Below are 12018 nucleotides of genomic sequence, written 5' to 3'. Positions count from 1 at the left end.
GCCTTTCATCGGCCGCCCGGTTCGACCGGGCGGCTGACCGCTTTCTGTCATGAATCGGACAAGCGTTGCTTTTTGGCAACGGTGCGGCGCATTGCGCACGCGCAAACCCCGGAACGTTGGAATCCGGGTTGCCTGCCCAATAATCGCTCATGTATGACATGTGTGCCTACGAATTCGGCATTAGGCCGGCGCGATTGGGCGCGAAGGCCAGGCGGTTCGGGCAAACACAGTTTGGCATGCAGGTTGCTTTTATCCCGGCAACTCTGACAGTTCATCGAGGGGGTCAATGATGTATCGACACAATCTTCGTCGCCGTTCCCTGGTTTCGGGTGCGATTCTTTCGGCGGTTCTCGGTCTGGCGGCCACGCCGGCGTCCGCCGATTTCTCGCTGTACGAGCAGGGCGGCCTGAAGATTGACGGCGCCTTTACTGGCGGCGTCACCCTGTTCACCAGCCCGGGCGCCCAATTCGGCGCCGGCTCGTGGACCAACAACGCCGGTTCTCCCGGCAAGCGCATCACCGGCCATGGCAACTGGTCCGAGACCTTCCTGCATCCCGAGCTCAAGGCCTCCTACGAGACCGAGAATTACGGCACCTTCTACGGCGACGTCAGCGGCCAGTTCACCATGACCGGCGGTTCGGGCGAACCCTCGCTGATCTCCACCACCTACGGCCATCCCTGGCTGGTCGAGTTGGAGAACCTGTACGGCGGCTGGAAGTCGGGCAAGACCCTGGTGGGTCTGGGCCTCGACGAGAACGGCCTGGACCTGTCGGGCGGCCGTCAGAGCTTCCGCATCGCCGACGGCTTCCTGATCAGCAATGGCACCAACAATATCGGCAAGCGCGGCATGTTCTGGACCCAGTCCCGGACCGCCTTCGCCGAGACCGGCTTGGCCAAGTTCTCGTCGGGCAACGTTCGCGCCGACGTGTTCTACCTGAAGAACAACGCCTCCAATTCGGTGATGCTGCCGGGCCTGTACGAAAACGCCCTGACCAAGGTTGCCGGCGGCAATATCGAACTGTTCGGCAATGCCGACCAGGTCGAGGGCAAGCCCGCTCCCGATGGCGCTTCCAACTATGCCGACCGCAAGTGGTACGCCGGCGTGACCTACTTCAAGGTGGTGTCGGCCAATGACGACAACGTCTACACCTTCAATCGCAACCAGACCAACTCGACGGTGACCAACACCCTGTCGTCGGCCCGCAACGGCATGAACGTGTTCTCGTTCCATGTGGGCGGCAATCCGCTGCCGTTCCTGCCGGACTTCTCGTTCTACGGCAATGCCGTGAAGGAAAAGAACAACACGCACAATAACCAGGTTGACGCCGACGCCTACTACATCGAGCCGGGTTATCAGTTGTCCAGCGTGATGTGGACGCCCAAGCTGTCCTACCGCTACGCTCACTTTTCGGGCGACAAGAACCCTGGTGACAACAAGAAGACGGCTTATGATCCCTTCTTCTACAACGCGATCACCCGTGGCTTCGGTACCTGGTTCATCGGCGAGATCGTCGGCAATTACGTGATCTCCAACTCCAACGTGAACATTCACCAGCTGACGTTCAGCGTGAATCCGCGTGATGACCTCAAGCTCTCCGTCCTGGCCTTCGACTACAAGTACGACGCCAGGAGCCAGCTGAGCGGCGTCACCTCGGCCGACCTCGCCCGGGAAATCGACTTTGCCGCCGAATGGGCCATCAGCGACAACGTTGCTCTGTCGGCTGCTTTCGGCATGGCCACTCCCGGTCGGGGCTACAAGCAGAACATTTCCACCAATTCCAGCCCCGCCAGCATGCCGAACAAGACCTGGCTGCTGGGCGAGACCTCGCTGGTCGTGAAGTTCTAAGCCGCGGATCAACAAGGCTCCCGGTTCCCTTCCAATGCGGAAGGGGCCGGGGGTTTTGCTTTGCGCAGGGGTGGAAACTTCTTAACCTCTAGGCCATATTATCATTGGTTTATGAGGTATGGCGGGGAGAGGCGCGTTGACACCCGATAACGGTATGGCGACCGACAACAAGCGCCAGTTTTCCAGGCAGAAATGCGGCACCGAATGCACCTTCGTGCTGGATGGCATGGAAAGCCGTGTCTACCTGCTGGATGCGTCGCGGGGCGGCTTCAAGCTGCGCTTCGAACAGGCCGAGGCGGCCATGGCGGCCATCGCGCCCTTGCCGCGCGACATGATCATCACCGACCAGTACTCCAAGATGCATGCGACCATCATGTGGGCCAGCGGTGGCCTGGCCGGATGCCGCTTCTATCAGCACCTGTCGCTGGATGACGTGGTGCGCATGATGACCGGCCATTTCCGCCTGCAACTGGCGCCGCCGGTGAAGCCCGAACCCGCGCCGGAAGCATCTCCTCCCGCGTGACACCCCGGTTCCGGGCTGTCAATCGTCAATGACGTGACATAACATGGGCGGCAGCGAAACGCTTCCGAGGCTTGGCCCATGTCTTCCGAGGATCAGCCTGAACAGGGCAACCGGCGCGAGTTCACCCGCCTGCGCAGCAGCGCGGAGTGCACTTGCGACTTTGCCGGCAAGGAAAGCCGGGCGGTTCTGGCGGATGCGTCGCGGGGCGGCTGCAAGCTGCGCTTCGACGATCCCGACCTGGCCATGGCGGCGATCCTGCCCGTTCCCTGCGATATCGTCATTCGCGACGAGGAGGCGGCCATGCCCGCCACGGTGATGTGGGCCAGCGGAGATATGGCGGGGTGCCGGTTCCACCAGCCCCTGTCCCTGGACGAGGTTTCGCGATTGCTGGGCGGCCGCTTCCGTCTCGAGGTGTTGAGGACGCCGGAGGCCGTTTCCGTGCCGCGGGCGCATATCGAAAGCCGCGCCGAGGCCGAGGCCCGCCAGGAGGCCGAGATGGCCGCCGCCATCCGCAGGATGGTCGAAGCCGAGGACGAGCCGTCTACCCCGCCTTCTTGACCTGTATCCGCGCCAGATCGCGATAGAACGCCACTTCCTTGGTGACGTGGTGGAACAGGACTTCGTCCACCATCTGGTAGATCTCCAGGCAGCATTGCTGCGCCTGCTTGTGGGTTTTGATCTTGGGGATCAGCTTGCGGCACAGATCGACAAAGGCCGCCGTCAGGGCGGCGTGGTTGGTCTGGTGCCGCTCGCAGCCCTCCGTGCCATGAGACTGGAGGACGGCGTCCTCGGCGGCGAAGGCCGCCTTCATGGCGTTGAAGATCGCACCCGTATGGCCCGCGAGGATGTGCTGGTTGAGGGCGGGGTCGTCCATGCCCTGGAAGAAATCGGCCATGGCGCCCAGCAGGCGTTTGCGGCCATGGTCCACGTCGGGAATGCCGGTTTCCAGGGACATGTTCCAGAGAAACATGGTGTCCTCCACCCAAGACGTCTGGCTGCCATATTCAAGAGATAATGGCGGGATGGGGTGGAGTCAAAGCGTTGGAACAACTTGCTTTTTCTCCTCACACTTGTTCACGCCGGCGTCAAGAACCGTTACTTATATCTTCCAATGGAGTGGCCTGTGCCAGTTGTGATCGTGCATTGATGGAGTCCATCTCGGCCCGTGACATGGGCGGTGTTTTTGGCTAAACCCCACCATCTTGTCGTTCCCTTCTTCCTGTCATCCCCTTCTTCCTGTCATCCCCTTCTTCCTGTCATCACTGAGCGCGAGCGAGCATGACCAGCACCCTTCCCGTCGCCACCCTGGCCGCCATCACCAACCGCATCGCCCGCGAACTGGGGGTGCAGGCCTCGCAGGTGGCCACCACGGTGGAGATGCTGGACGGCGGCGCCACGGTGCCGTTCATCGCGCGTTACCGCAAGGAGGCCACCGGCGGCCTGGACGACACCCAGCTGCGGACCCTGGAGGAACGCCTGGGCTATCTGCGCGAACTGGAAGACCGCCGCGCCGCCATCCTTCGCTCCATCGAGGAGCAGGACAAGCTGACGCCCGAATTGCGCGGCCAGATCGAGGAGGCCGACAGCAAGGCCCGCCTGGAAGACCTGTACCTGCCCTACAAGCCCAAGCGCCGCACCAAGGCCCAGATCGCCCGCGAGGCGGGGCTGGAACCCCTGGCCGACGCGCTGCTGGGCGATCCCACGCTGGTGCCGGAGACGGCCGCCGCCACCTATGTGGACGCGGAAAAGGGCGTGGCCGACGTCAAGGCCGCCCTGGACGGGGCGCGCCAGATCCTGATGGAGCGCTTCGCCGAGGATGCCGAATTGCTGGGCAATCTGCGCGACGCCCTGTGGGACGGCGGCGTGCTGGTCTCCACCCTGGCCGAGGGCAAGGGGGAGGCGGGGGCCAAGTTCTCCGACTATTTCGACTACCGCGAGGCCATCAAGGCCATTCCGTCCCACCGCGCTTTGGCGCTGTTCCGGGGGCGCAACGAAAATGTTCTCAATCTGAAACTGTTGACGCCTGACGAGGCCGCCCGGCCGGAAGGCCAGGTTTCTCAAGGCCCCGGCGAGTTCGAGGCGCGCATCGCCCGGCGCTTTTCCATCCGCGATCTGAAGCGCCCGGCCGATCAGTGGCTGGCCGAAACGGTGCGCTGGGCCTGGCGCATCAAGATTCATCTGCATCTGGAGTTAGAGTTGATGGGCCGCCTGCGCGAGGCGGCGGAGGAGGAAGCCATCCGCGTCTTCGCCCGCAACCTGCGCGCCCTGCTGCTCCAGGCCCCCGCGGGCGCCAGGAACTGCATCGGCCTCGATCCCGGCATCCGCACCGGCGTCAAGGTGGCGGTGACCGATTCCACCGGTAAGGTGGTGGAGACGGCCACCATCTATCCCCATCAGCCCAGGAACGACTGGCAGGGCTCGCTGGCTGTCCTCGGCCAGCTGGCGCGCAAGCACGGCATCAAACTGATCGCCATCGGCAACGGTACCGCGTCGCGCGAAACCGACCGGCTGGTCATCGACCTGATGAAGCGCCACCCCGAGCTGGGGCTGGAAAAGCTGGTGGTCAGCGAGGCCGGCGCCTCGGTCTATTCGGCCTCCGAACTGGCGGCCAAGGAATTCCCCGATCTCGACGTCAGCTTGCGCGGCGCGGTGTCCATTGCGCGCCGTCTGCAGGACCCCCTGGCCGAACTGGTCAAGATCGATCCCAAGGCCATCGGCGTCGGCCAGTACCAGCACGACGTGGACCAGGTGAAGCTGGGCCGCTCGCTGGATGCGGTGGTGGAGGATTGCGTGAACGCCGTGGGCGTCGAGGTCAACACCGCCTCGGCCCCGCTGCTGGCCCGCGTCGCGGGGCTTTCGCCCACCGTGGCCCGTAACGTGGTGGAATTCCGCGACCGCTTCGGCCCCTTCGCCAGTCGCGAGGCCTTGAAGCAGGTGGAACGTCTGGGCGCCAAGGCCTTCGAGCAGGCGGCGGGCTTCCTGCGGGTGGTAAACGGCGTCAATCCCCTGGATGCCTCGGCCGTCCACCCCGAAGCCTATCCGGTGGTGGAGCGCATCGTAAGCGCCACGGGCCGTCCGGTGAAGGCGCTGATCGGCGATGCCGCCTTCATCCGTTCGCTGGACCCCAGGGATTTCACCGACGAGCGCTTCGGTGAGCCCACGGTGAAGGACATCCTCAAGGAACTGGAAAAGCCCGGCCGCGATCCCCGCCCCGAATTCAAGACCGCCGCCTTCAAGGAGGGCGTCGAGACCCTGAATGACCTCAAGCCCGGCATGATCCTGGAAGGCGTGGTCACCAACGTCACCAATTTCGGCGCCTTCGTGGATATCGGCGTCCATCAGGACGGTCTGGTCCACATCTCGGTGCTGGCCGACCGCTTCGTGAAGGACCCGCACGAGGTGGTAAAGCCCGGCGATCTGGTCAAGGTCAAGGTGCTGGAGGTGGACATGAAGCGCCAACGCATCGCGCTCAGCATGCGCATGGACGCCCAGCCCGCCCCGGCCAGGAAGGACGAACCCCGCCGCGAGGAGCGCCGCCCGGCGTCCCAGCCCCAGCGGCAGCAGGCACCCAAGTCCGACGAGGGCGGCGGGGCCTTCGCCGCCGCCTTCGCCAAGGCGAAGCAGAAGCGGTAGGGCCGGGAGGGGCAATTTCGGGGGCATTTGCCCCCGATCCCCCCATCGGGAGGCGCGGCCTCCCGAACCCTCCAGGTGATTTGATTTTCAAAAGAAAGAGAGGTTTGGAGGCATCGCCTCCAAATGGGCGCGGGCAATCGTCCGCCCGCGAAGCGGCGTCAGCCCTTACCGGTTCTTTTCCACCAGCTTCAGCATGGTGTCGAGCGTGATGGAGGCGAAGGTGGCGCGCGCCGTGTCCTCGATTTCCATCAGCACCTGGCACAATCCCTTGCCCTCGGCGGTGTCGTCGCCGTCTTCCCGCTCGCCGTTGCGGATGGGGTCGATGGTCTCGAACAGCTGGATGATGTCCAGAAGGGTGGTACGCCGCCGGTTGCCGGAAAAGCGGTAGCCGCCGCCGGCGCCGCGAACCGCCTCGACCAGCCCGACCCGGCCCAGCGAGCGCAGCACCTTGGCCAGGTGGTTGGTGGAGATGCCGTACTTCTCGGCGATCTCGTTGGCGGAAAGCTGGCGGTCCTGGCCCGAAGCCAGCTCCAGGATGGCGAACAGGGCGCAGCGCGTGGCTTTCTGGAGCTTCATCAAAGATCCTTCTCGAACTGGATGAAGGGGCCGGCCATCATGCCCTGGCTGCGGAAGAAGCTCATGATCAGGGTGTCGTCGCGGGCCAGCATGGTGCGCACCTTGTTGACCCCCGCCTTGCGGAAGCGGTCGTTCAGCGCTTCCAGCAGCACGTGGCCGACGCCGCCCTGGCGAATATTGTTGCGTACGCCCACCGCGAAAATCCAGCCGCAGGGAGGCGAACCGAATTCCCAGGCGCGCACTTCGCCGATGATGAATCCAAGAACCTTATCCCCGTCGCAGGCGACCAAGAAAAATCGGTACCGTTTTACGGATTTAGGCTGGGTATCGTCATCCGTATCAATCGAGCGATTATTGTAACGCTCGAACAAGTCTTCCCAATACTCGGCCTTCGACAAACCAGTATTCTCGGTGTCGATAGCAATCACTTGCGGTATGTCCGTCGCCTTGGCGAGGCGGACGGTACATTTTCTTTCTGATTGCTTCACCTGTGGATTTGCCATCAAGACCGTCTCCAGTACTGGTCATACCGTTCTACTGCACGATGCCGATGATTACAATGACGTTTCTGGCATGTGCCTTTGCCGCCACGCAAAAGGATCGTCGCTGCCATGCCCGCCGGATGCACGGGGCGGGTTGGCGGATGACCTTGCCGGGTGTAGGCTTTTTCCTCAGCCCCGGTCAACAGGGGGCGCGCCATCGTCCAAGGCCGTGGCCCGAGGCCGCGCGTAAGGTGGGGAGAGGTCGAATGCCCAATGGCAATTCCAGCGGTTCCGGCAGCGGCGCCGTGGTGGCGGCGGTGCTTGCCCGCCACGGGTCGGACGGGACCCGGCTGATGCAGATTCTGCGTGAAATCCAGGAAGAGGCCGAATGGCTGTCGCCCGACACCCTGACCCGGGTGGCCGAGGGCACCGGATTGCCCCGCGCCCGGGTCGAAGGCGTGGCGGGCTTCTACCACTTCTTCCACACCGAGCCCCTGGGCCGCTATCGCGTGCTGTGGAGCGACAACATCACCGACCGCATGGCCGGCAATGCCGATTTGATGGCCCGCATGTGCAAGAAGCTGTGGCTGAAACCCGGAAAGGTGTCCGAGGACGGCCTGGTCAGCGTCGACACCACATCGTGCACCGGTCTTGGCGACCAGGGGCCGGCGCTGCTGGTCAACTACCGCCCCGTCACCCGCATGACGGCGGAGCGGGTGGACCAGATTGTCGAACTGATCCGCCACAAGACGCCGCTGGCCGAATGGCCGGCCGAGTTCTTCAAGGTGGAGGACAACATTCAGCGCAAGGACGCCCTGCTGGGCGCCGACTTCCAGCCGGGCGACGCGCTCCGGGCGCTCAAAAGCCCGCAGGAGGTGCTGGACGCCGTCAAGGAATCCGGCCTTAGGGGCCGGGGCGGCGCCGGTTTCTCCACGGGCCAGAAATGGGACTTCTGCCGCAGCGCCGTGGGGTCCGGGGCCAATCCCGCCCATTACGTGGTGTGCAACGCCGACGAGGGCGAGCCCGGCACCTTCAAGGACCGCGTGCTGCTGTCGTCCTACGCCGACATGGTGTTCGAGGGCATGACGGTCTCGGGCTATGTCATCGGGGCGAAGAAGGGCTTCGTTTACCTGCGCGGCGAGTACCGCTATCTGCTCGAGCCGCTCAACGCCGTCCTGGAGAGGCGGCGCGCCGCCAAGCTGCTGGGGCAATCCATCCTGGGCCGCACCGGCTTCGACTTCGACATCGAGCTTCACTTAGGCGCCGGCGCCTATGTCTGCGGCGAGGAAACCGCCTTGCTGGAAAGCCTGGAGGGCAAGCGCGGCGTGCCCCGGAAGCGTCCGCCCTTCCCGGTCACCTCGGGGTATCTCGGCCAGCCCACAGCGGTCAACAATGTGGAGACCCTGGCCTCGGCGGCGCTGATCGCCGCCAAGGGGGCGGCCTGGTACAAATCCATCGGCACGCCCAAATCATCGGGCACCAAGATTCTGTCCATCTCGGGCGATTGCCAGCGGCCGGGCGTCTACGAGTATCCCTACGGCGTCAAGGTCAGCCAGATCCTTGCCGATTGCGGCGCGCGCGACACCCAGGCCTGCCAGATCGCCGGCGCCTCGGGCCTCACCGTCGCGCCCAACGAGTTCGGCCGCCGCATCGCCTTCGAGGACATTCCCACCGGCGGCTCGTTCATGGTGTTCGACAACACCCGCGACATGTTCCAGGTGGCGCGCAACTTCGCCCACTTCTTCAAGCATGAAAGCTGCGGCTTCTGCACGCCCTGCCGGGTGGGCACCACGTTGCTGGCCAACGCCATGGACAAGATCGACGAGGGCCATGGCGGCGAGTACGACATCAACGACATCTGGCGGGTGATCCGCACCCTGAAGACCGCCAGCCATTGCGGCCTGGGCCAGACGGCGGGCAATTGCGCCGCCGACACGCTGCAGAAGTTCCGGCCCTCCTACGAGTTGCGGCTCAACGTCCGCGACTTCGAGCCGGCTTTCGATCTCGACAAGGCGCTTTCGAAGATGCGCGAGGTGACGGGGCGCGACGATCCCGGCGCCCACTTCCACATCGCCCACAGAAAGTCGCGGGCCGGACTCGGCACCAAGGCGGGAGACCCCTCATGAGCGATCCCAAGACCTTCTTCCTCGATGAAGAGGAAATCCCCTTCGAGGAAGGCCAGACCATCATCCAGGCGGCGCTGTCGGCGGGCAAATACATCCCCCATCTGTGCTACCACCCGGAATTCAAGCCCCACGGCTCGTGCAAGCTGTGCACGGTGCGCATCGATTCGCGCACCGTCACCACCGAGGACGGCCAGACGGTGAAGATTCCCGGCCGCGCCGCCGCGTCGTGCACCACGCCGGCCCAGGCGGGCCAGCACGTGGAAAGCGAGGTGCCGGAAATCCTCGACCTGCGCCGCACCCTGGTGCAGATGCTGCTGGTCGAGGGCAACCATTACTGCCCCAGCTGCGAGAAGAGCGGCAAGTGCATGCTGCAGGGCCTGGCCTATGATCTCGGCGTCATGGACCCCCACTTCCCGCAATACTTCTCCAAGCGCGAAGTGGACGCCAGCCACCCCGACATCCTGCTGGACTTCAACCGCTGCATCCTGTGCGAGTTGTGCGTGCGCGCCAGCGCCGAGGTGGACAAGAAGAACGTCTTCGCCCTGTCGGGCCGGGGCAATACCAAGCACCTGATCTGCAACTCGGAAAGCGGCAAACTGGGCGACACCAACCTGGCGGCCACCGACAAGGCGGCCAATGTCTGCCCGGTGGGCGTGATCCTGCACAAGCGCCACGGCTTCGAGGTGCCCTACGGCCAGCGTCGCTTCGATCGTGCCCCCATCAGCGACAACCCGGCGCAATATGCCCCCGTCAAGGAGCAGGTGTGATGAACGCTCCCCTGCCGAAGCGCAAGCTCAAGGTCGCCACCACCTCGCTGGCGGGGTGTTTCGGTTGCCACATGTCGTTCCTCGACATCGACGAGCGTATCCTCGATCTGGTGGAACTGGTGGAATTCGACCGCTCGCCCATCACCGACATCAAGCATTGCAGCCCCGATTGCGATCTCGGCATCATCGAGGGCGGGGTGTGCAATGCCGAGAACGTGCATGTGCTCCACGAGTTCAGGAAGAACTGCAAGATCCTGATCGCCATGGGGGCCTGCGCCATCAACGGCGGCCTGCCCGCCCAGCGCAATTCGCTCGATATCAGGGACATCCTGGCCGCCGTCTATGCCCGGCCGGGCCGCGGCGTGCACATTCCCAACGATCCGGAAATCCCGCTGCTCCTGAACGAGGTCCACCCCCTGCACGAGGTGGTGCGCATCGACTACTTCCTGCCCGGCTGCCCGCCGTCCGGCGACGCCATCTGGAAGTTTCTCACCGATCTCTTGGCCGGCCGCACCCCCACCTTGGGCCACGGCCTGATCCATTACGACTGAAGGAACGCCCGCGATGAGGCACCAATTCGAACTGGAAACCGCCAAGAACCCCGACGCGCTGAAGCGCATCGTCATCGAGCCCGTGTCGCGGGTCGAAGGGCACGGCAAGGTCACCATCCTGCTCGACGACGACAACCAGGTGCATCAGGTGCGCCTGCACATCGTCGAGTTCCGGGGCTTCGAGAAGTTCATCGAGGGTCGCCCCTACTGGGAGGTGCCGGTGCTGGTCCAGCGCCTGTGCGGCATCTGCCCGGTGTCGCACCATCTGGCGGCGTCCAAGGCCATGGACATGATCGTCAATGGCGGCATCCTGACCCCCACGGCGGAGAAGATCCGCCGCCTGATGCATTACGGCCAGATGCTGCAGAGCCATGCGCTGCACTTCTTCCACCTGTCGTCACCCGATCTGCTGTTCGGCTTCGACTCGGATGTGGCCAAGCGCAACATCGTCGGCGTGGCGGCGGCCAACCCCGATGTGGCCAAGATGGGCGTGCTGCTGCGTAAGTTCGGCCAGGAGGTGATCCGCGTCACCTCGGGCAAGCGCGTCCACGGCACCGGCTCCGTCCCCGGCGGCGTCAACAAGTCGCTCTCCCTGGAGGAGCGGGATTACCTGCTGAAGGACGCCGACCAGATGATCGCCTGGAGCCGCGACGCGGTGCGCATCATCAAGCAGCTGCACAAGGCCAATCCGGCCCTTTACGACGCGTTCGGCAACGTGCCCACCACCATGATGAGCCTGGTGGACGACAAGGGGGCGCTGGACTTCTATCACGGCGCGCTTCGGGCCCGGGACAGGGACGGCGAGGTGATCTTCGATCAGGTCAGCTACCAGGGCTACCACACCCTGCTGACCGAGGGCGTCAAGCCCTGGAGCTACATGAAGTTCCCCTACATCACCACTTTGGGCGAGGAGAAGGGCTGGTACAAGGTCGGCCCGCTGGCCCGCATCCAGAACTGCGACCGTATCCCGACGCCTCTGGCGGAGGAGGAACGGGCCGAGTTCGTCGCCTATGGCGGGGCCAAGCCGCTGCACGGTTCGCTGGGCTTCCACTGGGCGCGCATGATCGAGATGCTGTGCGCCGCCGAGACCATCAAGGACCTGCTGCTTGATCCCGACATCATGGGGGCCGATCTGATGGCCACCGGGCCGCGCCGGGAAGAGGGCATCGGCGTCATCGAGGCGCCGCGCGGCACCCTGTTCCACCATTATCGCGTCAACGAGAACGACGTGGTGACCTACGCCAACCTGATCGTGTCCACCACCAACAACAACACCGCCATGAACGTGGCGGTCAGGGACGTGGCCAAGAACTACCTGCAGGGCCACGAGATCACCGAGGGCCTCTTGAACCATATCGAGGTGGCCATCCGCTGCTTCGATCCCTGCCTGTCGTGTGCCACCCATGCGCTGGGCAAGATGCCGCTGGAGGTGACGCTGGTGGACGCCTCGGGGCGCGAGATCGACCGCATGACCAAGGATTCCGAGGGGCGGGTGGGGAAGTGAGGCCCGCTCC

11 protein-coding genes are annotated in these 12018 nt (G+C 64.4%); 8 read left to right on the top strand and 3 right to left on the bottom strand.

Annotated features, from left to right (window positions below):
* The first annotated feature begins 286 nt into the window (after positions 1 to 286).
* From WV31_RS00550 to WV31_RS00540, 3 genes are all read left to right on the top strand, one after another.
* Positions 287 to 1846 carry an alginate export family protein gene (locus WV31_RS00550; RefSeq protein WP_237051421.1) on the top strand — a complete coding sequence of 520 codons (1560 nt, stop codon included), beginning with the start codon at positions 287 to 289 and terminating at the stop codon, positions 1844 to 1846.
* Between the two features lie 154 nt (positions 1847 to 2000).
* Positions 2001 to 2369, top strand: coding sequence for a PilZ domain-containing protein (locus tag WV31_RS00545; RefSeq protein ID WP_237051420.1), 369 nt, complete (start codon positions 2001 to 2003; stop codon positions 2367 to 2369).
* A gap of 78 nt (positions 2370 to 2447) precedes the next feature.
* Positions 2448 to 2927 carry a PilZ domain-containing protein gene (locus WV31_RS00540; RefSeq protein WP_085371861.1) on the top strand — a complete coding sequence of 160 codons (480 nt, stop codon included), beginning with the start codon at positions 2448 to 2450 and terminating at the stop codon, positions 2925 to 2927.
* On the opposite strand, the gene WV31_RS00535 is transcribed toward WV31_RS00540, so the two are convergent.
* Positions 2911 to 3339: a hypothetical protein gene (locus WV31_RS00535; protein ID WP_085371860.1), complete on the bottom strand. Its 429-nt coding sequence runs from the start codon at positions 3337 to 3339 to the stop codon at positions 2911 to 2913. The genes WV31_RS00540 and WV31_RS00535 overlap by 17 nt on opposite strands.
* A gap of 308 nt (positions 3340 to 3647) precedes the next feature.
* Here WV31_RS00535 and WV31_RS00530 point away from each other — a divergent pair, with 308 nt between their 5' ends.
* On the top strand, positions 3648 to 6002 hold the full coding sequence (locus WV31_RS00530) for a Tex family protein (RefSeq protein WP_085371859.1): 2355 nt from the start codon (positions 3648 to 3650) through the stop codon (positions 6000 to 6002).
* A 165-nt stretch (positions 6003 to 6167) separates the two neighbouring features.
* Here WV31_RS00530 and WV31_RS00525 read toward each other — a convergent pair whose 3' ends face one another.
* Both WV31_RS00525 and WV31_RS00520 read right to left on the bottom strand, forming a co-directional pair.
* Entirely contained in the window at positions 6168 to 6578 is a 411-nt protein-coding gene (locus WV31_RS00525; protein WP_085371858.1) for an Rrf2 family transcriptional regulator, read from the bottom strand.
* Positions 6578 to 7081: a GNAT family N-acetyltransferase gene (locus WV31_RS00520; protein WP_085371857.1), complete on the bottom strand. Its 504-nt coding sequence runs from the start codon at positions 7079 to 7081 to the stop codon at positions 6578 to 6580. The genes WV31_RS00525 and WV31_RS00520 overlap by 1 nt, the downstream gene beginning before the upstream one ends.
* Positions 7082 to 7326: 245 nt before the next feature.
* On the opposite strand from WV31_RS00520, the gene WV31_RS00515 reads away from it, so the two are divergent.
* The 4 genes from WV31_RS00515 to WV31_RS00500 are packed head-to-tail and all read left to right on the top strand — an operon-like array spanning position 7327 to position 12008.
* Positions 7327 to 9186, top strand: coding sequence for an NAD(P)H-dependent oxidoreductase subunit E (locus WV31_RS00515; protein ID WP_085371856.1), 1860 nt, complete (start codon positions 7327 to 7329; stop codon positions 9184 to 9186).
* Positions 9183 to 9953: a 2Fe-2S iron-sulfur cluster-binding protein gene (locus tag WV31_RS00510; RefSeq protein ID WP_085371855.1), complete on the top strand. Its 771-nt coding sequence runs from the start codon at positions 9183 to 9185 to the stop codon at positions 9951 to 9953. Before WV31_RS00515 ends, WV31_RS00510 begins: the two co-directional genes overlap by 4 nt.
* On the top strand, positions 9953 to 10504 hold the full coding sequence (locus tag WV31_RS00505) for an NADP oxidoreductase (protein WP_085371854.1): 552 nt from the start codon (positions 9953 to 9955) through the stop codon (positions 10502 to 10504). The genes WV31_RS00510 and WV31_RS00505 overlap by 1 nt, the downstream gene beginning before the upstream one ends.
* A gap of 13 nt (positions 10505 to 10517) precedes the next feature.
* Positions 10518 to 12008 carry a Ni/Fe hydrogenase subunit alpha gene (locus tag WV31_RS00500; RefSeq protein ID WP_085371853.1) on the top strand — a complete coding sequence of 497 codons (1491 nt, stop codon included), beginning with the start codon at positions 10518 to 10520 and terminating at the stop codon, positions 12006 to 12008.
* Positions 12009 to 12018: the final 10 nt, after the last annotated feature.

The organism is Magnetospirillum sp. ME-1 (assembly GCF_002105535.1).
Classification (GTDB): domain Bacteria; phylum Pseudomonadota; class Alphaproteobacteria; order Rhodospirillales; family Magnetospirillaceae; genus Phaeospirillum.
The sequence above is the reverse complement of the archived record's forward strand: the minus strand, read 5'-3'. Positions and strand labels throughout refer to the sequence as shown.